A 22,746-nucleotide genomic window follows, 5' to 3' on the forward strand; every position below is an offset into this window, starting at 1 on the left:
AAATTTAGGCTGAGCTTGAACAACAATTGTTATCTCTGGAGGATATCCATGAAATTGAGTCGTATTGCACTTGCTACTATGCTGGTTGCTGCTCCATTAGCTGCTGCTAATGCTGGCGTAACTGTTACTCCATTATTGCTTGGTTACACTTTCCAAGACAGTCAACACAACAATGGTGGTGACAAAGGTAGTTTAACAAACAGCCCTGAACTTCAAAATGATTTATTCGTTGGTGCAGCTTTAGGTATTGAGTTAACACCATGGTTAGGTTTTGAAGCTGAATATAACCAAGTTAAAGGTGATGTAGATCCGAGCTACGGTGAATACAAACAAAAACAAATCAATGGTAACTTCTATGTTACTTCTGATTTAATCACTAAAAACTATGACAGCAAATTTAAGCCTTACGTATTGTTAGGTGCTGGTCATTATAAATATGACTTTGATGATGCTCGTTTAGCTTATCATAATGGTGAAGAAGGTACTTTAGGTAACGCTGGTATCGGTGCTTTCTATCGCTTAAACGATGCTTTATCTCTTCGTACAGAAGCTCGTGGTACTTATAACTTTGACGAACAATTCTGGAACTATACAGCTCTTGCTGGTTTAAACGTAGTTCTTGGTGGTCACTTGAAGCCTGCTGCTCCTGTAGTAGAGGTTGCTCCAGTTGAACCAACTCCAGTTGCTCCACAACCACAAGAGTTAACTGAAGACCTTAACATGGAACTTCGTGTGTTCTTTGATACTAACAAGTCAAACATCAAAGACCAATACAAGCCAGAAATCGCTAAAGTTGCTGAGAAGTTAACTGAATACCCTAACGCTACTGCACGTATCGAAGGTCACACAGATAACACTGGTCCACGTAAGTTGAACGAACGTTTATCTTTAGCTCGTGCTAACTCTGTTAAATCAGCTCTTGTAAACGAATACAATGTTGACGCTTCTCGTTTGTCTACTCAAGGTTTCGCTTGGGATCAACCGATTGCTGACAACAAAACTAAAGAAGGTCGTGCTATGAACCGTCGTGTATTCGCGACAATCACTGGTAGCCGTACTGTAGTAGTTCAACCTGGTCAACAAGCTCAATAATTTGAGTTTCTGAACAGTAAAAAAGCGACTCTAACGAGTCGCTTTTTTTATTGCGATTTTTCAAATATTTTTTCATTTCTATATCTCCTCAATAATATCTATTCAGTTAATTGTTTATAGATAAGTTTTTACCAAACACCTTTTTTTAATTGCTGTTTAGTATCTTGTCTATCTCGACGATGCTGTGCACGAGGTTTTTCTGTCTCATGCATACCACCTTTTTGAAGTAAAGGGGACAGAGCTACGTGGTTACGGACCTTAATTTTTGGCATTTCTTTAATTTTCATGTTTTAACCTTTAATACATAAAACTTGTTTAAGTGTATGGACCACTTCAATAAGATCTGATTGGTTCGCCATGACTTCATCAATATCCTTGTAAGCACTTGGGATCTCATCGACAACTCCACTATCTTTACGGCACTCAATACCTTTGGTTTGCTCAATTAAGTCTTGTTGATTAAAAAGAATTTTTGCCTTGCTACGGCTCATTTTACGCCCAGCTCCGTGAGAACATGAACAAAAAGACTCAGGATTAGCTTTTCCTCTAACAATATAAGAGCGTGCTCCCATAGAGCCAGGAATAATTCCTAACTCATCTAAACCTGCTCTAATCGCCCCTTTCCTGGTAACTAAAAGATTTTCACCAAAATGGGTTTCTCGACTTACATAATTATGATGACAATTAATTGCTTCTTTTGTCATTTGAAACGAGGGTAGAATAGGTCGAATTGCTTCTAAGACTAATCGCATCATTTCTTTACGATTTTCAAAAGCATATTCTTGGGCCCACTCCACAGCTTCTACATAATCATTAAAACTGTTTGAACCTTCAGCAAAATAACTTAAGTCTTTATCAGGTACATGCCCAAAGCGATGTTGTGCTTCTTTCTTGGCAAGTTCAATAAAATAAGTACCAATGACGTTACCAAGTCCTCGACTACCTGAATGTAGCATTACCCATACATCTTGATTTTCATCAATACATAACTCTATAAAGTGATTGCCACCTCCTAATGTGCCTAATTGTTTTTGCCAAGTCGCATCAAACTGCCGAAGCATTCGAATTAAACCAGGATGCTTTTTTACAATCGGTTGTAAGCGCTTTTCGAGTGGGATAATACTCGATGCTTTAGCTTTGACCTGCTTATGTAAAGCAAATCCAACTGGTACTTTACGTTCAATTGCATCACGTAAACGACTCAAGTTATCAGGTAGCTGTGAAGCCTTTAGACTTAAACGAATTGCATTCATTCCACAGCCAATGTCTACACCGACTGCAGCTGGAATAATGGCATGTTTAGTCGGAATAACACTTCCTACAGTTGCACCTTTTCCTACGTGAACATCTGGCATAACAGCAATATGTGAATATATAAATTGCAGTTGTGCCATTTTCTTCAATTGTTCAATACTTTCACTATCTATATCTTGAGTGAAAATTTTAACGGGGACACCGTAAAGTGCCTCTTCGTTTAATATTTTTTGTATGCCCATAATTTTTCTCTTATTTTTCTGTCCGAATAGGCATAAAAAAACCTAGCGAATGCTAGGTCTTAAATTCGAGCATTCGGACAAGTGAATTAAATTTGTACACTTGTCCGTGAGCTGACATCGTGCCAAATCGTTACTGTTTTTTACCTTGTAGTGTTGGCATGATGTCCTCCTTTTTAAAAAGTGCCGTTGAAAATCTGAACGGCATTTTACCTGTTTTTAACTAAAGATCAAGCTTTGGATCTTCAGTTTACTTTAATTAACGACTTAAACTTACTGTTAATCTTGCTCTGGTTTTACATTCATTTTGTCGTAACTAATTAATTTGGTTTTATATTTCCATTTATATCCGAGCCAAATTACTAAGAATAAAGGCAAACTAATATAAGTAGAAAGTAAGCCGATCCAATCAATTTTTCCACCCAAAATAGCTTGATAATTTTGGCCTAAGATAATGATTGAACACAGAATGAATGCGAACCAAGGCGCAAATGGGAAAAACTTGGCACGATATGCTAAATCTTCAAGTTTATACCCTTGAGCAATATAACCTTTACGGAAGCGATAATGTGAAATTGCAATACCTAACCAGACAATAAAACCACACATCCCTGACATGTTAAGTAGCCAGTTAAAGACTTGTTTTTCACCAATAAATGTCGTTAAGAAACAGAATGCAGCAATAAATGTCGTTGCATATAGCGCATTCATTGGAACACCACGATTATCGAGTTTTGCAAACCATTTTGGTGCACGGCCTTGTTGAGCCATATCAAATAACATACGGGTAGAAGAATACATGCCCGAGTTACCTGCCGACAAAATAGCAGTCAAAATAACCGCGTTCATTAAGCTCGCAGCGAAAGCAAAGCCTACCTTTTCATAAAGCAAGGTAAAAGGAGAAAGGGCAACATTTTCTGTTGTTGCAGCTTGTAATAAATTTGGATCATCGTAGGCGATAAGTGTGCCGATAATGAAAATACACAAGATATAGAATAATAAAATTCGCCAGAAAATCTGTTTAATTGCAAGTGGAATAGTTTTCTTTGGATCTTTCGATTCACCCGCAGCAACACCCACCATTTCGGTTCCCTGAAATGAGAATCCTGCAATCATGGCGACCCCAATCATAGCTTGTAAACCACCCACAAAAGGCGCATCTTTGTAGGTCCAGTTGCCAAAAGTCGCTACTCCCGGTGTCAACATCAGCTTAATTATCATGGCGATACCAATGATAATGAAGGCAATAATTGCAATAACTTTAACCATTGAGAACCAGAATTCACTTTCACCGAAACCTTTTACACTCATTGCGTTAATCATGAAAATGATAACGAGGAAAAGGGCACTCCAGTAAAATCCGGGAATATCTGGAAACCAGAATTTCATAATAAACTGTACAGCAACAAGTTCAAATGCAACCGTAATTGCCCAGTTGTACCAATAATTCCAGCCTAGAGCGAAACCAAAGCCATCTTCAACATAGCGACTGCCATAGGTAAAAAATGCACCAGATGTTGGGGTATGAGTCGCAAGCTCACCTAAACTGGTCATTAAGAAGTAAATCATAATACCAATAAGAGAGTAAGCGAGTAGAGCCCCACCAGGGCCTGCGTTTGCAATGGTTGATCCAGAAGCAAGGAAGAGACCTGTACCAATGGAACCACCAATGGCGATCATATTCAGATGACGAGCTCCAAGCTTTCGCTGGAGTTTTTCAGGAGCATGTGTTTCGCTCATGGAGATTCCTTACATAGTTTGTTATGCACAGGCATATAACACCTTAAAGCCTTGAAGATCAGTTTTAATCTCACACTGACCAAAGTGCTTCTCAATTAAGATCGGATAGTTTAAAAAACGGTTTGCTACAATCCATAGCTCACCCGATGCCTTTAAATGTTTTTTAGCGTTCTGGCAGAGTCCTTCACTTGCATCATAGTTGGTATGAATACCTTGATGAAAGGGAGGATTACTGACAATGGCATCAAGTTCTGTTGGGGCATCTGCAATTCCTATAACAGGTTGCAATCTCAACTGGTTTGAACCTATTCCATTTCGACTAAAAGTCATTTCCGTTGACCGTAAAGCGAAAGCATCAATATCTAAGGCATGAATAATATTACTTGAATTTATTTTTGCCAAATAGCAACTGATAATTCCCGCACCACACCCGAAGTCGGCAATTCTACCTGATTTCACGTCATGAAGATAAGGGAGTAAAACAGCAGTTCCCACATCTAGATGATTTTGACTGAAAACCCCCGGTAGAGCACAAATGGTAAGTTCATGTCCATTTGCTTGAACCGTATAGGTTTTTAACCAGCTTTCAAGAGGTTTGATGTTTTCAGTTTTCTCAATTTTTAAATGCCATAACTGACAATGTCGAGCGCTATCAAGTTTAAGAATTTTTCCAAAGCTTTGTAGTTGTTTGGCAGCTCTTTCAACACCACCTTTTTTTTCACCTACTAAAAAAACTGATTGGTCAGTTTTTAGATGGCTCATCACCACATGCAATATATAGTTTAAAAGCTCTTTTGATTTTGGAACAAAAATTATAGCCTGATCAAATTCTTGTGATGGGAACTCAACCGAGAAATGTGCTGTCGTGCCTGCATTAACAAAGCCTTGATAATCCGCATAATTCCACGTCCAGACTGATGCATCAACCCCAGATGGTAATTGACTGACTAAGGCATCATTGGGTGCATTAATTAACAAGAGTTTACCTTTTAAATAGTCTTGTTGTCTTAATACCACTTCACTTCTAGGATCCATGTACATCTCTCATGAAGAAGAATGCCCAGTGGAAACTGGGCAGTAATCAAAAAATTAAAAAAGGGTTATTTATGTGTTTCAGGAAGTACAATATTTAAAATTAATGCCGCAATACCACCTGTTGCTACACCAGAACTAAAAATATTTTTAAATAACTCTGGTAAGTGTTCCAAAATTTGTGGAACTTGAGCAACACCTAAACCTAGTGCAAGTGAAATCGCGATAATTAAAAGGGCACGACGGTCTAAATGAATAGATGAAAGAATGTTAATGCCTGAGGCAGCAACCGCACCAAACATTACCATAACTGCTCCGCCTAATACCGCCTGTGGTACGGCTTGTATTACACCCGCTACAGCAGGGAATAGACCTAATATAATGAGTAAAGCAGCAATCCAGACCCCTACGTAACGACTTGCCACACCAGTGAGTTGAATTACACCATTATTTTGAGCGAAAACAGAACTAGGGAAGGTGTTAAATAATCCTGCAAGTAAAGAGTTTGCGCCATTCACTAACACGCCACCTTTGATGCGTTGCATCCACTGAGGACCATCTACAGGTTGGTTTGAAAGTTTACTTGTTGCTGTGACATCACCAATTGCTTCTAATGAAGTCACCAGATAAATGAATGCCATTGGAATAAATAAGCCCCATGAGAAGCTTAAGCCAAAGTGCATAGGTGTCGGAATTTGAATAACAGGAGCGTCTTTTAGACCAGAAAAATCTAGGTACCCCATGAAGCCGGCAAGAATGTAGCCAATAACCAAAGCAATCAAAATAGCCGAGCTTTTAATCCACACTACGCGTATGCGATTTAAAACAATAATAATAGCTAGAACTGTACAAGACATTATAAGGTTATCAGAACTTGCAAAAGTATGATCTTGCATAGCTTGGTAACCACCACCCATACTAATGAGGCCTTCTTTAATAAGTGTTAAGCCAATCAGCAGTACAACAATACCTGTCACAAGCGGAGTAATAAGTCTTTTTACCCATGGCAGGATTTGTGACACACCCATTTCAATAAAGGAACCAGCAATCACCACACCAAAAATAGCAGCCATAACCTGATTTACTGGTGTACCTGCGGCAACCATTGCACTCCCAATACCAATAATTGGGCCAATAAAGTTAAAACTAGTACCTTGAACAATGAGTAGACCTGCACCGAAAGGACCAACTTTTTTGCATTGTAAGAAAGTTGCAATTCCTGAAATGACCAAAGACATGGATAAAATCATGTTGGTTTCGGTACGTGAAACACCCAAAGCTAAACAAATAAGAAGTCCAGGTGTAATAATTGGGACAATAATTGCAAGCAAATGTTGAAAAGCAGCTAGAAAAGCCACGAAGGGTTTTGGTCGGTCATCTAGTCCATAAACAAGGTCAAGATGGTCTGGTGATGGTTGATTGGACATGGGAGTAGATACGCCACAATTTCGCAAATTGGCGCTATTCTAATCGAGATACCTATCTTTACAAAACGAAATACAGGCTATTGGGAAATTTTTTTGTCAATGTCAATAAACTGTCACTACTCAAGAGTAGTGTTTTTCTGTATAATTTGCCCTCAAATTTCAGGCGTTTCTAATTTTCATGTCAGATATCAAAAATCTCCGTAATATCGCAATTATTGCGCACGTCGACCACGGGAAAACCACACTTGTCGATAAACTACTTCAGCAATCAGGTGCTCTCGGTGACCGAGCAGGCGAGATTGAGCGTGTCATGGACTCGAATGCGCTTGAAAGTGAACGTGGTATTACCATCTTAGCGAAAAACACTTCTATTACTTGGTTGGATAAGCGTACTGATACAACTTACCGTATCAACATTGTGGACACCCCGGGACACGCCGACTTCGGTGGTGAAGTAGAACGTGTTATGTCGATGGTTGACTGTGTATTACTTCTTGTTGACTCTCAAGAAGGCCCAATGCCACAAACTCGTTTTGTAACGCAAAAAGCCTTTGCTCGTGGTTTGAAGCCAATCGTTATTATCAACAAAGTTGATAAACCAAGTGCACGTCCAGACTGGGTAATCGATCAAGTATTTGATTTGTTTGATAACCTTGGTGCAACTGATGAGCAATTAGATTTCCCAATCGTTTATGCATCAGGTTTACGTGGTGTAGCGGGTCCAGCTCCTGAAGAACTTGCAGAAGACATGACTCCGTTGTTCGAAACGATTGTAGACATCGTTGAACCACCAGCAGTTGACGTTGATGGTCCATTCCAAATGCAGATTTCATCACTTGACTATAACAGCTTCGTAGGCGTTATCGGTGTTGGTCGTATTCAACGTGGTTCAGTAAAATTAAACACTCCTGTTACTGTAATTGACAAAGATGGCAATACACGTAACGGTCGTATTTTAAAAATCATGGGTTACCACGGTTTAGAGCGTATTGATGTAGATTCAGCATCTGCTGGTGACATCGTATGTATTACTGGTATTGATGCACTTAACATTTCTGACACGATCTGTGATCCGAAAAATGTTGAAGCATTACCAGCTTTATCTGTAGATGAGCCTACAGTATCTATGACTTTCCAAGTAAACAACTCTCCGTTTGCTGGTAAAGAAGGTAAATTCGTAACTTCACGTAATATCCGTGAACGTCTTGATCGCGAATTAATCCATAACGTAGCTTTACGTGTTGAAGACACTGACAGTCCAGACCGTTTCAAAGTATCTGGTCGTGGTGAACTTCACCTTTCAGTTTTAATTGAAAACATGCGTCGTGAAGGCTTCGAAATGGGCGTATCACGTCCACAAGTAATCATCAAAGAAATTGATGGTGAAAGACAAGAGCCTTACGAAAACGTAACGTTTGACGTTGAAGAACAGCATCAAGGCGCTGTAATGGAACAAATGGGTCACCGTAAAGGCGAAATGACTAATATGGAAGTTGACGGTAAAGGCCGTATCCGTATTGAAGCGACTGTTCCTTCACGTGGTCTAATCGGTTTCCGTTCTGAATTCTTGACCATGACTTCTGGTACAGGGATCATGACTTCAAGCTTCTCGCATTATGGTCCTGTTAAACAAGGTACTGTTGCGAAGCGTCAAAACGGTGTGTTGATTTCTATGGTTCAAGGTACTTGCTTGGGCTATGCATTGTTCAGCTTACAAGACCGTGGTCGTTTATTTGCTAAGCCACAGTTAGAAGTTTACGAAGGTATGATCGTGGGTATTAACTCTCGTTCAGACGATATGGTTGTAAACCCAACTAAAGCGAAACAATTAACTAACGTTCGTGCATCTGGTACAGATGATGCGTTGACTCTTGTTCCTGCAATTGAATATACGCTTGAACAAGCGCTTGAATTCATTGAAGATGATGAGTTAGTAGAAGTAACACCTAAATCAATCCGTATCCGTAAACGTTACTTGACTGAAAACGAACGTAAACGTAACCGTGATAAATAATTTTTCTTAATTGAAAAAGAAAAAACCGCTAAATTAATTTAGCGGTTTTTTAATTGTTATATTTGAAATTAAATTAACCTTAAATTCATATTTTTCTTCTAAACGAATATGTTGTTAAAGTGTGAGATAGTTTTCTTTTTTTTGATAAAAATATTAAATTATCAATATCATGGCGAGTACTATCTAATTCGATAAGATGCCAATGAAAAAGAAAAATATGACGTGTTTCGGCCCCCGACATCTGGAGATGTTTAGATGAGTATTATTCAAGAATTTAAAGAATTTGCCATTAAAGGCAATATGATGGATTTAGCCATTGGTGTGATTATTGGTGGTGCTTTTGGCAAAATCGTGGACTCTTTGGTGAAAGATATTATCATGCCAATTATCAGTGTAATTACTGGTGGCGGCGTTGATTTTACACAAAAATTCATTGTGTTAGGTGCAAACCCTAACAATTTACAGTCTTTGGATGCCTTGCAAAAGGCAGGTATCAATGTATTAACTTATGGTAACTTCCTGACCATTTTAATTAACTTCCTTATTTTGGCTTGGGTTGTATTCTTAATGGTGAAATTATTAAACAGACTTCGCCGTGATAAGAATGAGCCAGAAGCTCCAGCTGCAACGCCTGAAGACGTGCAATTACTGCGCGAAATTCGTGATGAGTTGAAAAAGAAAGCTTAAGCAGATTTCAAATAAAAAACGGTACCTAGCGTACCGTTTTTTATTGATCAATTATTTTTTTAATTTTAAGTATGGCCCTATATATTGATAAACTTACAATTCATTTTAACTGGTCATCTTGTTAAAGGGGGAAGAATTAATGAATCAGCTATTTGTATATGGCACTTTATGTCCGAATCAAGCTAATGCTCATATTTTAGAACAAATCGATGGTCACTGGACAAAAGCCAGCGTACGAGGCTTAATTCATATTTTAGATTGGGGACCTGACAAAGGTTTAAAAGCACTTGAGTTAGATTCGCAAGCTGATTGGATAGAAGGTTATGTGTTTAGCACAGAAAAACTTGCTGAAAACTGGCAGATGCTGGATGATTTTGAAGGTTTTCAATACCAGCGTGTCATCGCAGATGTAAAACTAGAGTCGGGTGAATATATTAAAGCCTGGACATATCAAATGAATGCACAGGCTAAAACTTCTGAAAAACCATAATTAAATTAATGGAATCAGCGTAAGCTGCCCATTCGGAATTTAACTTCTAAAAGATGATAGCCAAACTGACTTTTAATAGGGCCTTGCAACACACGTTCAGCAGCTGTAAAGACAACTTTGTCGATGACAGGTACTAATTGACCTTTTTTGACTTCGCCAAGTTCACCGCCACGTTTTGCTGAATTACAGGTGGAATATTGCTTGGCAAGTTTGGCAAAGTCTGCACCACTTTGTAGCTTCTTTTTTAGCTGTTCAGCTAAGTCTTTATCTTTGACTAAAATATGTCGGACAATTGCTGTTTGCATGTTGTCTTCCTCCAAAAAATTAAGGCTTTCTCAGCTTTTTAAGTGGTTGGCACTGTGGGCAAAATACACTGGCACGCTGACCAAGTTTTAAGTTTTCTAATGGGGTTTCACAGTTAACACACATTTCTCCAGCACGGCCATAAGCAAGAAGTGTTTGCTGAAAATAACCATTTTCACCCATAGCATTACTGTAGTCACGTAACGTTGAGCCACCTAAATCAATTGCCGATTTCAAAATGCGTTTAATCTCGACAACGAGTTTCTCAATTTGTTGCATGGTCAAATCGCCAGCAGGCTGAGCTGGGTGAATGCCAACATTAAATAAGCTTTCAGTTGCATAGATATTGCCTACACCAACCACTACATGATTATCCATAAGTGCAATTTTTATGCCGACAGATTTGTTCTTGAGCTTAGAAGCTAAATATTCTGCATGAAAGTCAGTACTTAGAGGTTCAGGTCCCAAAGTATCTATGAGTTTGCCTTGAGTCTCAGGATTAAGCCAAAGGATGCAACCGAAACGACGTGGGTCATGGTAACGTAACTGCTGATCTTCAAATTGAATAATTAGGTGGTCATGTTTTCTTAGCTCATCATTTGGCTCGGTCAGACGGAAACTTCCTGACATACCTAAATGCCAGAGCATTTGATCTTGTTCAAACTCAGCCAGAATATATTTTGAACGCCGATTTAAACCAGTGAGGCGTTGCCCAACGAGTTTTTGAATGTCTTCTGGTATAGGCCAGCGTAAGCTCGGATTACGTACTTCAACACTTAGAACTTTTTGATTCAATAGAGGAAATAAACTGGTTTTGGTGGTTTCGACTTCGGGTAACTCAGGCATGCCAACTCGCAGAATTAACAGATATACTGGATTAATCAAGTATAACGTGTGGTATGTAATATTTCAGAGAATACTATGTCAGATATTTTATCATTAAGCTGGTTTCAACGAGAAACTTCAGAAGTAGCGTATGATTTAATCGGCTGCGTATTGTGTAAGCGACAGCCTGATGGTCAAGTCATCCGTTGCACAATTAGTGAAACAGAAGCTTATTTGGGCATTCGAGATAAAGCTTGCCATAGTTACAATGATAAACGTACAGCTCGAACAGATGTAATGTATAGCCATGGTGGTACGATTTACGTCTACTTAATTTATGGCATGTATGAAATGCTTAATATTATTACTCAAACAGAAGGTGTGCCTGAAGGAGTGATGATTCGGTCTGTATTTTTAAGTAATGCTTCAACAAAAAAAGAATATAAGCTTTTAGCTGGACCAGGCAAACTGACACGTTATTTAGGCATTGACCGGACCTTAAAGGGGCAGACTTTGGGTGAGGAATCTGGATTGTGGATTGAAGCGGCCATTACACAACCAGAAGTTGTTTTAACGCCACGTATTGGTATTGATTACGCTGAAGAAGCAAAAGACTGGCCTGAACGATATTGCTGGAAAGATCATCCTTCGTTAAGTCGATAATTAAAATTTAGAAATTAATTTTTAAATAACGAAATAGTGTTCTAAATTTACAACTATGTGGGTCAAATTCAATATCCAGACAAGACACCGCTTTTTGTTATGATAACTACAATATAAATAAAGGAAATAAGCATGTCCTTATTACGCTTAGACCGACTTCATTACTGTATTTTGATGAGTATGGGCTGCATTTCGAGTCCACTCGTTTGGGCAGAAGACTTAACCCAAGACGTTGCCAAATTGCCTACTTTACATGTGGAAGCAACGCGTACCGATACGACTTACTTACAAACACCTGCTTCGGTTTTTCGAATAGATGTACCTCAAGCTGATACTTCTTCACAAGTGAATTTAACTGAAGTTGTCAAAGGTATACCGAGCTTACAGATTCGTAATCGTGAAAATTATGCGCAAGATTTACAGCTATCTATGCGTGGTTTTGGTGCACGTTCTACTTTTGGTGTTCGAGGCATTCACCTTTATGTGGATGGTATTCCCGCTACTATGCCAGATGGACAAGGCCAAACGTCTAATATTGATTTAAGTAGTCTCGACCATGTCGAAGTTCTAACGGGACCTTTTTCTTCACTTTATGGAAACTCATCGGGTGGGACAATTTTAACTTCTACTAAAGAAGGGCAAGGGAAAGACTCAATTGAGCTGAGCTATTCGGGAGGCAGCCACGATAAAAGCCGAGCTGGGCTAGTACTCCAAGGCGGAGCAAAGGGTGCGAATGAACCAAGTTATGTTATTAGTTCATCATACTTCGACACTGATGGTTACCGAGAACATAGCGGTGCAGATAAAATCTTAAATAACGCCAAGCTCAGTTGGAATCTTGATGATGGTAGCAAAATCAACTGGGTGACTAACTATGTCAAAATGAATGCAGATGACCCGCAAGGTTTAACCCATGCTCAGTGGAAAGCGAATCCTAAACAAGTTAATGATGCGGATAATACTTATAAGGTTCGTAAAGATATTGAGCAAACCCAGACAGGGGTGACATGGTCTAAGCCTATTAATGATAAAAATGAACTCTATGCCATGGCATATTTAGGTAATCGCCAAGTTACTCAATATCAATCCATTCCCAAAGGCGATGTAACATTAAAGGATGGTAAGCCTATTTATACAGGCCAAGCAAATCCTAATCATGCGGGTGGTGTGATTGATTTTGATCGTAATTACTATGGTGCTGATTTCCGTTGGACAGGAAAAGAACTACTGCCAAATACCACTGTAAGCGTCGGGGTTGCACTCGATGCAATGGATGAAGACCGTAAAGGTTATGAAAATTTTAATGCGAATGGTATTTATGGTGTGAAAGGTAAATTACGCCGTGATGAAGATAATACTTTGTGGAATATCGATCCATATTTACAAGCTTCTTGGCAGTTCTTACCCACATGGCGTTTAGATACAGGCGTGCGTTATAGTAATGTGCATTACAAGTCAAAAGATCATTTTACTTCAGGACCTGATCAGTATGGAACTGTTAACGGTGATGATAGTGGTAAAACAGATTACGATAAAGTTTTGCCTTCTGCTGCTTTAAATTGGCAAATTTTACCTGAACTCATGGCTTATATGAGTTATGCCAAAGGGTTTGAAACACCGACCTTTACTGAAATGGCGTATCAAACTGATACAACAAAGCCAGGTTTTAACTTTGATTTAAAGCCATCGACCAGTGATACCTATGAGGCTGGCTTAAAATCACAAAACTCATTAGGCGATTTTACTTTAGCTGTTTTTCAAACCAAAACGAAGAATGATATTGTTTCGGCAGGAAATTCAAACGGGCGTGCAACCTTTCGTAATGCAGATAAAACATTACGTGAAGGGGTAGAGTTTGCATGGAACAAAAAGTTGTGGAGAGATTTAACAGCGACTGCAAGTTATGCGTATTTAGATGCGACTTTTGATGCCGATATATCCGCTTCTGGCAGTTCTAAGCAAATTCCATCAGGAAATGCAATTCCGGGTATTGCCAAAAATCAGGCTTTTGTCTCTTTAGCTTGGCAACCAAGCCACGGCTTATATGGTGGTGTAGATGTACAGTATATGGACAAAGTATACGTGAATGATACCAACAGTGACGCAGCACCGAGCTACAGTGTAACTTCAGCAAATATTGGTTATGCATGGGATTTAGGTGATTGGAAAGTCAAAAGCTTTGCTCGTGTAGATAACTTGTTTGATAAAAACTATGCGGGTTCAGTGATCGTAAACGATTCAACTCAACCAGTTGGACGCTACTTTGAACCCGCTGATGGGCGTAACTGGAGCGCAGGTTTACGTGTAATTAAACAATTCTAGGAATTTAAAATGGCAAAATTATTTGAAATGGTTAATTTTGATTCACTACAACTGGTCAATAGAATTGTAATTGCCCCAATGTGCCAGTATTCGGCAACTGATGAAGGCGAAATTACCTATTGGCATGAACAGCAATGGGCAAATTACGCGTTGTCTGGAGCTGGCCTATGTATTGTGGAAGCTACTGCTGTACAAGCGGAAGGTCGAATTAGTTATGCAGATCTTGGACTTTGGAATGATCAGCAACGTGACCAGATCAAAACTTTATTAGGGAAAGTTAAAACACTTTCTCCTATGCCATTTGGAATTCAGTTAGCGCATGCTGGACGTAAAGCATCGACTGAAAAGCCTTGGTTGGGTAAAGGACAAATTGCAAAAAATCAGCCACATGGCTGGCAAACAGTTGCTCCAAGTACAAGTACTTTTTCAGTTCACGATGCTGCGCCACATGCATTAACAATCGATGAAATTAAACAAGTTCAACAAGACTTCGCCGCTGCGGCAAAACGTGCAGTTGAAGCTGGCTTTGAGCTAATTGAAGTACATGCAGCACATGGCTACTTGTTGCATCAATTTTTATCGCCAATTGCGAATCAACGAACAGATGAATATGGCGGTTCTTTAGAAAACCGTATGCGTATGACACTTGAAGTACTTCAAGCAATTAAGCTCGCGGTTCCTGAAGGTTATCCAGTAGGAGTACGTCTATCTGCAACTGATTGGATGGATGGTAACGAACAGTGGGATATTGAATCTACGGTTGGTTTATCAAAAGCTTTAGAGCAGCTAGGAGCAGCTTATATTCATGTGTCTAGCGGTGGTTTACATGAACATCAAAATATTACCATTGGAGCGGGCTACCAAGTTCCGTTTGCAGAACAGGTTAAGAAGCATGTGTCTATTCCTGTGATTGCGGTAGGGCTGATTACCGAGCCAGAACATGCTGAACAAATTTTAGAAAATCAGCAAGCTGATGCAATAGGCCTTGCTCGTGCTATGTTATATGACCCGCGTTGGCCGTGGCATGCAGCCGCTACACTTGGAGCAAAAGTTAAAATTGCACCTCAATATTTGCGTTGTCAGCCACATGGCTTAAAACAGCTTTTTGATTCTTTTTAGTTTATCAGCGGGCAAATTAAGATTTGCCCGTTCTTATTTTGAGATGAGTGAGGGAACATTCTGTGGTTTTTCAGGTAATTTTACCAATCTTACTTTTGTTATTGATGGGGTACTGTAGTGTCCTTATTAAATTGGTAACACCTGAGCAGATTAAGGCCCTGAGCGCATTTGTTATTAAAATTGCTCTTCCTGCATTTTTAATTCAGTCTTTAGCCAATAAAAACTTACAAGAGATTTGGCACCCCGCTTATTTTATTGCTTATGGTGGTGGCTCTTTAATCTTGTTTACTCTGGCTTTTATCATTTATCGAAAGTTTTTTAAGAATAGCCTAACCCATAGCGCCGTCATTTCTATGGGGGCTTCTATGTCGAATACAGGCTTTATGGGTACGGCTATTTTGACTATGCTCATTGGTAGCCATGCTGCGATCTATATATCTTTAACTTTAATTATTGAAAACTTATTAATCGTCGCTTTAATGCTCATTTTGGCTGAAGCCGGTTTGCATCAACAACAGCAACTTTTACCACTTCTTAAAAAGACTTTTATTAACTTACTTAAAAACCCTGTAATTATTGCAATTCTGATTGGAATGAGCTGTATTTTACTCGGTATTCATCTACCTTCAAAACTTGCTCAAGCCTTAGAACTGTTAGGAAAGACAGCCTCGCCATTAGCATTATTTGCTATTGGTGGCAGCTTGGTTGGTATTGGTATTACCGCAGTAAATTTACAAAGTATATTGCTGGCCATGTTTAAAGTTGTTTTCATGCCAACTGTAATATTTTCACTTTTTTTAGTGACTCCAAATGTGAGCCGAGAAATGCTGTATGCCGGAACATTAATTGCGGCGCTGCCGATGCCAATTGCTTTTGGTATTTTTGGGCAAGCATACGGTTTAAATGAAAGGGCATTAACACCTTTGATGATAAGCACCATTATTGGTTTTATTGGAGTAAGTGGGCTTATCGCTTTGTGGTGGTAAAAGAAAAGCCCCATGCGGGGCTATTGTTTCTTTACTATTTTTTAGATGCTGGCTGTGTAGGGGCAGCTGCAGCTTGTTTATTCTTCTCAGCAATAATCTTTTCGACTGAAGCTAAAGATTCTCTAGCGTTAGGAACATTTTGGTTAGCAAGCTCAGTAAAAATCTGTTTTGCTTGAGGCAAGTTTTGAGGAATGATATTTCCATTTGCCATCATGGTCGCTAAAGCCATAGATGCTGGCGCATAACCTTTTTGGGCGATCGCTTGTAATGCTTCAATGCCTTGGCGTTTCATTAGCGGGTTTTTATTTTCAACCCCTTGGCTAATATCATAAAGTGCTTTGACCTGAATAGCAGGGTAGTTTCCTTTTCTAATCAAAGGTGCTAGCTTTTGTAAAGCAATTTGATGAGATTGAGGCTTTTTCTGTGCAAATAAAATGGTCGCAATTTTTACCGTTGCATCATCAGAGCCTTGAGCTGATGCTTTTTGTACATATTGGCTAAATTTATTACTGTCTTTTGCAACGCCTAATTCACCAGTTTCATAAATTTGCGCAAGTCTATAACTGGCCTGAGCATAGCCCTTATTTGAAGCATCTTCATAATATTTAACAGCTTTGGCGTTATCTTTAGGGGTGCCTTGGCCCATTTGCGTCATATAGCCTAAGTTATAGATCGCTTGAGCATTTCCTGTCTGTGCAAGGCGCTGGACTTCTTGAAAGGCAGCAGGATAATTTTTTGCTGCATACAGTTGTTCTGCCTGTTTAAAGACATCATTTTTTGCCGCAGATGCCGTACTGTCTGCCGCAAAGATGGATGAACTTGAAATGGCGATTAGGCTGGCAATGAGTAATTTTTTCATTTCTTTTTAACCTTTTACTTCGTAGCGACATCATTCCGTCGATGTATTGAATCAACTCAACTTCTCATCATAAATAGTGGTGGATGAAAGTAAACAGCCGATTTGTATATAAAACGATGTCTATAAAGCAAACTGTGGAGAAAAATGATATGCCACTCTGGCTAAGAGAGTGGCATGTAGTCTTATTTTACTGACTTAAGTAATGCTTCAATTTGTTTTGCATCACTTGGTACACCTGAGATTCTTTGTCCATCTTGCAAGAACAATGTTGGTGTTCCATCGATATTTAATTTTTGACCTAAAGCAATATTCTTTTGAATTGGGCTTGAGCAACTTTTGCTATTAGTCGGCAATTTGCGATTAAGCATATAATTGGTCCAAGCTTCAGACGGGTTCTTTGAACACCAGATTTGGTTTGAAACTTTTTCAGCATTTGGGTGCAAACTGGTAAGTGGGTATAAGAATACATATACCGTTACGTTATCCACCCCAACCATATTTTGTTCTAGACGTTGGCAGTAAGGACAATCAGGATCACTGAAAATATAAAGAGTACGTTCCCCTTTACCTTTTACATATTTAATTGCCTGATTTAGCGGAAGACTTTTAACATCAATTTTACCCAATTCGGCAATTCGTTCTTCTGTCATATTCTTTTGTTGTTTGATATCAACTAAATTGCCTACAAAGAAGTATTTAGCATCTTGATTGGTATAAACAATACGACCGCTTGTATATACTTCATAAATACCTTGTACAGGTGATTGATAAACACCCTTTACAGGTAAATCTGGATAATTTGTCTTCAGATTTTGTTCAAGTGTTTTCACATCAGCATGAGCAGAACCGAAAAAAGCCAAACTTAACATGAGTGTGGCAAGTTTAGTTTTCATATTTTTTCTCTTAGATTTCAACCTCGATTATGATGGCATAGAAAAATTAAAAAATTGATGCCCTAATTAAATGAATTTATTAGAATTTTGTATCTATGAAAAAGCCCGCAGGGGCATCCGCGGGCTTTTTATTTGCTAAATATAATTATTGTGGTCTAGCAACATCACCACTTAAAGCTTCTGGCAAATCGAGAACTTGAAGACCGAGTTCTGCTAAAGCGGCTGGTTTCGCAACAACCAATGCAATATATCCGTCAGTAGTTTGAGTACTATTAACCACTTCAATATCGTTATTTAATTGAGTTGCTGGAGCCGGTGCTTCACCTGTGCCTTGAATTAAATGTAACCAGTGTTTTGGTTTTGCTTTAAACCAAAGGCGTGCGACAATTTCCTGACCTAAATAACAGCCTTTATCGTAATTGACACCTTCACGTTGGTGTAAACGTAATTCTTGTGGTTGGAACTCATGTTCAGTTGCTTGAGCAATCCATGCTTGACCTGTCATGATGGCTTGTTTTTGCCATTCGGAAATATCAGTTTCTGTAGAGCTGAACTCAGTGTGTCCATTTACAACTTTTGGAAACACAGCGCCTTGTTCACTTAAGGTCATTTTTGAAAATGCGCCATATTTTTTAATATGCTTAGCGAACTCTTCAGCTTGATCTTGAGTAACAACAATCTCAAAACTTTCAGCGTTAATCTTTTTCAGCCACAGGCCAAAGTGAATACGACCTTTAAGATCACAAATGGCTGTATAGCGTGTTTCATTTTCAGCTAAACGCTCAGTATCGACAGTCACTTGGCCTTGTAAAAACTTCTGTGCATCTACACCGTTTAATGCATATGAGGAGAAAGCGAGCAGACTCATAATTAATCTCAAATTCAATATGTTTCTTTATGATTGCTGACTATTTTGCTCCATTTTTATCAAAAAATCAGCCTTAGTTTTCGTAATTTAGTTTTGTCAGAAACTGATGGTATAAATGGAAAAACACCAAAAATATACGTTAAAAGAAATTCTACGGTTTAAGCTATTAAGCACAATTTTTATAACTTAAATGGACTTAAAACAAGGAGAATATAATGGCAACAGGTACAGTAAAATTACATCGTGTATTTAAAGCACCCGCTGAACGGGTTTATCGTGCTTTTCTCGACCCAGATGCTTTAGTGAAGTGGATGGCACCCCACGGTTTTACTGCGAAAATTCATAGTTTTGATTCAAATGTAGGTGGCTCATACAAAATGAGTTTTACCAACTTTTCGACAGGATCAACACATTCATTTGGGGGAACTTATGTCGAACTCATTCCAAATGAATTAATTCGTTATAACGACCAATTTGATGATTCCAATTTACCTGGCACTATGCAGGTCACCATTACATTAAAAACTGTATTAGTAGGTACAGAGGTGCATATTACCCAAGAAGGAATACCGGAAGTTATTCCTGTAGAGGCGTGTTATTTAGGATGGCAGGAGTCTTTGTCGTTATTAACACTGTTAGTAGAAGCCGAGATTCCAGATCAGTAATCGCCTTTTAAAATTTTAAACATCCTAAAGAAAAAAGTGAGTAGAGAACTACTCACTTTTTTCTTTTTTAATTACGCTTAAAAGAGAACAAAATATTAAAGTTGATGAGGCCCAAACAATGAGGCTGTCTAGTGAGAAAAAGAGATGGAAATACACATTAAAAGAATTTATGAACATGTAAGTGCCAATGATGGAAAACGAATATTAGTTGATCGGCTATGGAGTCGAGGGATAAGTAAAGAAAATGCCCATTTAGATTTATGGTTAAAAGAAATAGCCCCCTCAACTGAACTGCGTAAGTGGTTTCATGCAGAGTCCTTAGAGCATTGGAGTGAGTTCAAACAGCGCTATTTAAAAGAACTAGAAACAAACCCAGCAGTTAAAGAGTTACAAGACATTGTGTCCAAGCATAGAGTCACTCTTTTATATTCGGCAAAAGATGTGGAGCATAACCATGCGGTTATTTTAAGAGACTATTTATTAGAGAAAGAGAAGAAATGAATATATAAATTTTTTTTTGGTAAAAGTCTTTTATTTAAAACTTTAAAAAATGAGTCATATCTCGCATAATATACTTTTTGAGATTTTTTTATGTCTTTACCAAATTGCCCAAAATGCCAATCAGAATATACCTATCAAGACGGCGACTTATTAATTTGCCCTGAATGCTCACATGAGTGGAAGGAAGGGGAAGCTTCAATTGCTGATGAACAAGAAGTGATTAAAGATGCAAATGGTAATGTCTTGGCAGATGGTGATAGTGTCACTGTGATTAAAGACTTAAAAATTAAAGGTTCATCTTCGGTTGTTAAAGTGGGAACAAAAGTAAAAACAATTCGTTTAGTTCCCGATGCAAGTGATGGCCATAATATTGATTGCAAAATTGATGGTATTGGTCAGATGAAATTAAAATCTGAATTTGTAAAAAAAGCTTAATTTGTTAATTTTAATTACATTTCGGTAGAGGTACCCATCAAGCCTCTACCTTTTTTAACTTTCAACATCCTTATAATTTTATTACGATAATGTATAAAAAGTAGACTACCCAAAGTTACACAGCTCATTTATATTGTCATCAATAACAAATAACTTTCGTCCAGAATAATAACGAAAGTCATACCCACACCAACAAAAAAACGAGGTTCTTATGGCAGGATGGTACGAGATTTCACAAGCGAATGATGGACAATATCGCTTTGTACTCAAGGCTGGTAATGGTGAAATTATTTTAAATAGTGAGCTATATAAAGTGAAAGCATCAGCAGTCAATGGTATTGAGTCAGTTCAAAAAAATAGTGGTGACGATGGGCGATATGATCGTTTAACTGCAAAAAATGGGAAACCTTACTTTAATTTAAAAGCTGCAAATCATCAAATTATTGGTACGAGTCAGTTCTATGCCAGTGAAGCATCACGTGATAAAGGAATTGAATCGGTGAAAACCAATGGATCTTCGGCAACCATTAAAGACTTAACGGTTGAGGCGTAAAATTAAAAGCAGCTTCTAAAAGCTGCTTTTTTATTTATGTATTTATTAACGTGCTAATTTAGCTAAAAGTTCTTCTTTAGTTAAATTGCTCGCTTCAGCATCGCGGCGACCTTTATATTCAAACGTACCAGCATCAAGGCCTTTTTCACCAATCACGATACGGTGTGGAATACCCATTAACTCAAGGTCAGAGAATTTAACGCCCGGACGTTCGTTACGGTCATCAAGTAATACATCAAAACCTTGAGCTTGAAGTTCTGCATAAAGTGCTTCAGCTGCTTCAAGCGTACGAGGTGATTTGTGTGCATTCATTGGAACAATTGCGATTTCAAAAGGTGCGATCGCTTGAGGCCAAATAATACCTTTGTCATCGTAGTTTTGTTCAATTGCAGCTGCAACTACACGTGTTACACCAATACCGTAACAACCCATTGTTACTGTAAATGGTTTGCCATCTTCACCTAAAACTTTACAGCCTAAAGCTTCAGAGTACTTAGTACCAAGCTGGAAAATATGACCAACTTCAATACCGCGTTTAATTTGTAGTGTACCTTTACCATCTGGAGATGGGTCGCCTTCAACCACATTACGCAAATCAAAAACTTCAGTAATTTGGGCATCACGTTCCCAGTTTACGCCGACTGCGTGTTTATCCGCTTCATTTGCACCAGCAACGAAATCAGAAAGAACAGATGCAGCGCGATCAACAATAACAGTTAAGCCTTTTTCAACTAAACCTTGTGGACCTGTAAAGCCAGCCGTTAAACCAAATGCTTGAAGTTGCTCTTCAGTTGCAAATGTAAGAGGAGCGGCAACTAAAGGATGTTTCTCAGCTTTAATTTCATTCAGTTCGTGATCGCCACGTAAGAATAGAGCAATCACAGGAACATTGCCTTTTTCATCAGCAACGCCTTGAACCAATAATGCTTTAACAGATTGTTTCGGATCAGCATTTAGGAATTGGCAAACATCATCAATTGTTTTTTGGTTTGGTGTTTCAACCAACTTAAATTCTTGTGCAGGTGCTGCGCGTTCACCTACTAAAACAGCCTCAGCCATTTCAACGTTTGCTGCATAATCAGATTCAGTTGAAAATGCGATGTCATCTTCACCACTTGAAGCCAATACATGGAATTCATGTGAAGCCGAACCACCAATCGAGCCAGTATCCGCTTGAACTGGGCGGAAATCTAAACCTAAGCGAGTAAAAATACGGCTATAGGTGTCATACATCACGTCATAAGTTTCTTGTAATGATTCTTGAGTTGCATGGAAAGAATATGCATCTTTCATAATGAACTCACGTGAACGCATTACACCAAAACGTGGACGAATTTCATCACGGAATTTGGTTTGAATTTGATAGAAATTTACAGGAAGCTGTTTATAACTTTTTAGCTCGTTACGTGCTAAATCCGTGATTACTTCTTCATGTGTAGGACCAAGCACAAACGGGTTGTCGTGACGGTCTTTGAAGCGTAATAATTCAGGGCCGTATTGTTCATAACGACCTGATTCTTCCCACAAGCTAGCGGGTTGAGTCACGGGCATGAACACTTCCATAGCACCTGAACGATTCATTTCTTCACGAACAATCGCATCAACTTTTTTAAGCACACGTGTTCCCATCGGCAGCCATGTATATAAACCTGATGCCAATTTACGAATCATCCCCGCACGTAACATGAGCTGATGTGAAATCACTTCAGCATCGTTTGGGGTTTCTCTCAACGTTGCAAATAAAAAGCGGCTTGCGCGCATGGAAAAAGTCCTAAAAAG

At 38.7% G+C, this 22,746-nt stretch carries 23 protein-coding genes; 12 read left to right on the plus strand and 11 right to left on the minus strand.

Features of this window, described 5'->3' with window-relative positions; all coding sequences use genetic code 11:
- Positions 1-48: 48 nt before the first annotated feature.
- Positions 49-1,092, plus strand: coding sequence for an outer membrane protein Omp38 (gene omp38 / locus RMA95_RS05915; RefSeq protein ID WP_233930502.1), 1,044 nt, complete (start codon positions 49-51; stop codon positions 1,090-1,092).
- Positions 1,093-1,220: 128 nt separating this feature from the next.
- Here omp38 and RMA95_RS05920 read toward each other — a convergent pair whose 3' ends face one another.
- The 5 genes from RMA95_RS05920 to RMA95_RS05940 all read right to left on the minus strand — a co-directional run bounded on the left by RMA95_RS05920 (position 1,221) and on the right by RMA95_RS05940 (position 6,784).
- On the minus strand, positions 1,221-1,379 hold the full coding sequence (locus RMA95_RS05920; RefSeq protein WP_004705737.1) for a hypothetical protein: 159 nt from the start codon (positions 1,377-1,379) through the stop codon (positions 1,221-1,223).
- 3 nt (positions 1,380-1,382) lie between these two features.
- A complete protein-coding gene (locus RMA95_RS05925) occupies positions 1,383-2,588 on the minus strand; it encodes an RtcB family protein (protein WP_004705738.1) in 1,206 nt (401 codons plus the stop codon).
- Between the two features lie 276 nt (positions 2,589-2,864).
- Complete coding sequence (locus RMA95_RS05930) at positions 2,865-4,325, minus strand: amino acid permease (RefSeq protein WP_004705739.1); 1,461 nt, start codon at positions 4,323-4,325, stop codon at positions 2,865-2,867.
- 21 nt (positions 4,326-4,346) lie between these two features.
- Positions 4,347-5,360: a class I SAM-dependent methyltransferase gene (locus RMA95_RS05935; protein WP_311069874.1), complete on the minus strand. Its 1,014-nt coding sequence runs from the start codon at positions 5,358-5,360 to the stop codon at positions 4,347-4,349.
- A gap of 65 nt (positions 5,361-5,425) precedes the next feature.
- The gene (locus RMA95_RS05940; protein ID WP_311069875.1) at positions 5,426-6,784 is read right to left on the minus strand and encodes a uracil-xanthine permease family protein; all 1,359 of its coding nucleotides are present in this window, start codon (positions 6,782-6,784) and stop codon (positions 5,426-5,428) included.
- Between the two features lie 178 nt (positions 6,785-6,962).
- On the opposite strand from RMA95_RS05940, the gene typA reads away from it, so the two are divergent.
- The 3 genes from typA (at position 6,963) to RMA95_RS05955 (ending at position 9,975) form a co-directional block, all read left to right on the plus strand.
- On the plus strand, positions 6,963-8,798 hold the full coding sequence (gene typA, locus RMA95_RS05945) for a translational GTPase TypA (RefSeq protein WP_004705742.1): 1,836 nt from the start codon (positions 6,963-6,965) through the stop codon (positions 8,796-8,798).
- 255 nt (positions 8,799-9,053) lie between these two features.
- A complete protein-coding gene (gene mscL / locus RMA95_RS05950; RefSeq protein ID WP_069124034.1) occupies positions 9,054-9,485 on the plus strand; it encodes a large conductance mechanosensitive channel protein MscL in 432 nt (143 codons plus the stop codon).
- A gap of 139 nt (positions 9,486-9,624) precedes the next feature.
- Complete coding sequence (locus RMA95_RS05955) at positions 9,625-9,975, plus strand: gamma-glutamylcyclotransferase family protein (RefSeq protein WP_311069876.1); 351 nt, start codon at positions 9,625-9,627, stop codon at positions 9,973-9,975.
- 14 nt (positions 9,976-9,989) lie between these two features.
- Here the strand turns inward: RMA95_RS05955 and RMA95_RS05960 are convergent, their stop codons facing one another.
- Complete coding sequence (locus tag RMA95_RS05960; protein WP_002051379.1) at positions 9,990-10,280, minus strand: peptidylprolyl isomerase; 291 nt, start codon at positions 10,278-10,280, stop codon at positions 9,990-9,992.
- A gap of 19 nt (positions 10,281-10,299) precedes the next feature.
- Positions 10,300-11,124, minus strand: coding sequence for a bifunctional DNA-formamidopyrimidine glycosylase/DNA-(apurinic or apyrimidinic site) lyase (gene mutM, locus RMA95_RS05965; protein ID WP_304393750.1), 825 nt, complete (start codon positions 11,122-11,124; stop codon positions 10,300-10,302).
- Positions 11,125-11,199: 75 nt separating this feature from the next.
- On the opposite strand from mutM, the gene RMA95_RS05970 reads away from it, so the two are divergent.
- The 4 genes from RMA95_RS05970 (at position 11,200) to RMA95_RS05985 (ending at position 16,193) form a co-directional block, all read left to right on the plus strand.
- Positions 11,200-11,766 (plus strand): DNA-3-methyladenine glycosylase, encoded by a 567-nt coding sequence (locus tag RMA95_RS05970; protein ID WP_311069877.1) that lies wholly within the window; start codon positions 11,200-11,202, stop codon positions 11,764-11,766.
- Positions 11,767-11,898: 132 nt separating this feature from the next.
- The gene (locus RMA95_RS05975; RefSeq protein ID WP_311069878.1) at positions 11,899-14,088 is read left to right on the plus strand and encodes a TonB-dependent receptor; all 2,190 of its coding nucleotides are present in this window, start codon (positions 11,899-11,901) and stop codon (positions 14,086-14,088) included.
- A 9-nt stretch (positions 14,089-14,097) separates the two neighbouring features.
- Entirely contained in the window at positions 14,098-15,207 is a 1,110-nt protein-coding gene (locus tag RMA95_RS05980; RefSeq protein WP_311069879.1) for an NADH:flavin oxidoreductase/NADH oxidase, read from the plus strand.
- Between the two features lie 62 nt (positions 15,208-15,269).
- Complete coding sequence (locus tag RMA95_RS05985) at positions 15,270-16,193, plus strand: AEC family transporter (RefSeq protein ID WP_311069880.1); 924 nt, start codon at positions 15,270-15,272, stop codon at positions 16,191-16,193.
- 34 nt (positions 16,194-16,227) lie between these two features.
- On the opposite strand, the gene RMA95_RS05990 is transcribed toward RMA95_RS05985, so the two are convergent.
- From RMA95_RS05990 to RMA95_RS06000, 3 genes are all read right to left on the minus strand, one after another.
- Complete coding sequence (locus tag RMA95_RS05990) at positions 16,228-17,052, minus strand: tetratricopeptide repeat protein (protein ID WP_311069881.1); 825 nt, start codon at positions 17,050-17,052, stop codon at positions 16,228-16,230.
- A 182-nt stretch (positions 17,053-17,234) separates the two neighbouring features.
- Positions 17,235-17,945 carry a DsbC family protein gene (locus tag RMA95_RS05995; RefSeq protein WP_031981656.1) on the minus strand — a complete coding sequence of 237 codons (711 nt, stop codon included), beginning with the start codon at positions 17,943-17,945 and terminating at the stop codon, positions 17,235-17,237.
- Between the two features lie 145 nt (positions 17,946-18,090).
- On the minus strand, positions 18,091-18,813 hold the full coding sequence (locus tag RMA95_RS06000; protein WP_311069882.1) for a folate-binding Fe/S cluster repair protein: 723 nt from the start codon (positions 18,811-18,813) through the stop codon (positions 18,091-18,093).
- A 212-nt stretch (positions 18,814-19,025) separates the two neighbouring features.
- On the opposite strand from RMA95_RS06000, the gene RMA95_RS06005 reads away from it, so the two are divergent.
- The 4 genes from RMA95_RS06005 (at position 19,026) to RMA95_RS06020 (ending at position 20,967) form a co-directional block, all read left to right on the plus strand.
- Positions 19,026-19,478 carry an SRPBCC family protein gene (locus RMA95_RS06005; RefSeq protein ID WP_080746758.1) on the plus strand — a complete coding sequence of 151 codons (453 nt, stop codon included), beginning with the start codon at positions 19,026-19,028 and terminating at the stop codon, positions 19,476-19,478.
- A 144-nt stretch (positions 19,479-19,622) separates the two neighbouring features.
- Entirely contained in the window at positions 19,623-19,979 is a 357-nt protein-coding gene (locus tag RMA95_RS06010; protein WP_311069883.1) for a DUF488 family protein, read from the plus strand.
- A gap of 90 nt (positions 19,980-20,069) precedes the next feature.
- Positions 20,070-20,414, plus strand: coding sequence for a zinc ribbon domain-containing protein YjdM (locus tag RMA95_RS06015; protein WP_019457546.1), 345 nt, complete (start codon positions 20,070-20,072; stop codon positions 20,412-20,414).
- 211 nt (positions 20,415-20,625) lie between these two features.
- On the plus strand, positions 20,626-20,967 hold the full coding sequence (locus tag RMA95_RS06020) for a YegP family protein (protein WP_311069884.1): 342 nt from the start codon (positions 20,626-20,628) through the stop codon (positions 20,965-20,967).
- Positions 20,968-21,012: 45 nt separating this feature from the next.
- Here RMA95_RS06020 and RMA95_RS06025 read toward each other — a convergent pair whose 3' ends face one another.
- Positions 21,013-22,728: a proline--tRNA ligase gene (locus RMA95_RS06025; protein ID WP_311069885.1), complete on the minus strand. Its 1,716-nt coding sequence runs from the start codon at positions 22,726-22,728 to the stop codon at positions 21,013-21,015.
- Positions 22,729-22,746: the final 18 nt, after the last annotated feature.

Origin of the sequence: Acinetobacter sp. V110_1, from assembly GCF_031798975.1 — a bacterium.
GTDB classification, from domain to species: domain Bacteria; phylum Pseudomonadota; class Gammaproteobacteria; order Pseudomonadales; family Moraxellaceae; genus Acinetobacter; species Acinetobacter nosocomialis_A.

What these genes read in the sequence shown, in the direction of transcription:
- omp38 (WP_233930502.1), top strand. Translation starts at nt 49, where the DNA reads ATGAAATTGAGTCGTATTGCACTTGCTACTATGCTGGTTGCTGCTCCA.
- RMA95_RS05920 (WP_004705737.1), bottom strand. Translation starts at nt 1,379, where the DNA reads ATGAAAATTAAAGAAATGCCAAAAATTAAGGTCCGTAACCACGTAGCT.
- RMA95_RS05925 (WP_004705738.1), bottom strand. Translation starts at nt 2,588, where the DNA reads ATGGGCATACAAAAAATATTAAACGAAGAGGCACTTTACGGTGTCCCC.
- RMA95_RS05930 (WP_004705739.1), bottom strand. Translation starts at nt 4,325, where the DNA reads ATGAGCGAAACACATGCTCCTGAAAAACTCCAGCGAAAGCTTGGAGCT.
- RMA95_RS05935 (WP_311069874.1), bottom strand. Translation starts at nt 5,360, where the DNA reads ATGGATCCTAGAAGTGAAGTGGTATTAAGACAACAAGACTATTTAAAA.
- RMA95_RS05940 (WP_311069875.1), bottom strand. Translation starts at nt 6,784, where the DNA reads ATGTCCAATCAACCATCACCAGACCATCTTGACCTTGTTTATGGACTA.
- typA (WP_004705742.1), top strand. Translation starts at nt 6,963, where the DNA reads ATGTCAGATATCAAAAATCTCCGTAATATCGCAATTATTGCGCACGTC.
- mscL (WP_069124034.1), top strand. Translation starts at nt 9,054, where the DNA reads ATGAGTATTATTCAAGAATTTAAAGAATTTGCCATTAAAGGCAATATG.
- RMA95_RS05955 (WP_311069876.1), top strand. Translation starts at nt 9,625, where the DNA reads ATGAATCAGCTATTTGTATATGGCACTTTATGTCCGAATCAAGCTAAT.
- RMA95_RS05960 (WP_002051379.1), bottom strand. Translation starts at nt 10,280, where the DNA reads ATGCAAACAGCAATTGTCCGACATATTTTAGTCAAAGATAAAGACTTA.
- mutM (WP_304393750.1), bottom strand. Translation starts at nt 11,124, where the DNA reads ATGCCTGAGTTACCCGAAGTCGAAACCACCAAAACCAGTTTATTTCCT.
- RMA95_RS05970 (WP_311069877.1), top strand. Translation starts at nt 11,200, where the DNA reads ATGTCAGATATTTTATCATTAAGCTGGTTTCAACGAGAAACTTCAGAA.
- RMA95_RS05975 (WP_311069878.1), top strand. Translation starts at nt 11,899, where the DNA reads ATGTCCTTATTACGCTTAGACCGACTTCATTACTGTATTTTGATGAGT.
- RMA95_RS05980 (WP_311069879.1), top strand. Translation starts at nt 14,098, where the DNA reads ATGGCAAAATTATTTGAAATGGTTAATTTTGATTCACTACAACTGGTC.
- RMA95_RS05990 (WP_311069881.1), bottom strand. Translation starts at nt 17,052, where the DNA reads ATGAAAAAATTACTCATTGCCAGCCTAATCGCCATTTCAAGTTCATCC.
- RMA95_RS05995 (WP_031981656.1), bottom strand. Translation starts at nt 17,945, where the DNA reads ATGAAAACTAAACTTGCCACACTCATGTTAAGTTTGGCTTTTTTCGGT.
- RMA95_RS06000 (WP_311069882.1), bottom strand. Translation starts at nt 18,813, where the DNA reads ATGAGTCTGCTCGCTTTCTCCTCATATGCATTAAACGGTGTAGATGCA.
- RMA95_RS06010 (WP_311069883.1), top strand. Translation starts at nt 19,623, where the DNA reads ATGGAAATACACATTAAAAGAATTTATGAACATGTAAGTGCCAATGAT.
- RMA95_RS06015 (WP_019457546.1), top strand. Translation starts at nt 20,070, where the DNA reads ATGTCTTTACCAAATTGCCCAAAATGCCAATCAGAATATACCTATCAA.
- RMA95_RS06020 (WP_311069884.1), top strand. Translation starts at nt 20,626, where the DNA reads ATGGCAGGATGGTACGAGATTTCACAAGCGAATGATGGACAATATCGC.
- RMA95_RS06025 (WP_311069885.1), bottom strand. Translation starts at nt 22,728, where the DNA reads ATGCGCGCAAGCCGCTTTTTATTTGCAACGTTGAGAGAAACCCCAAAC.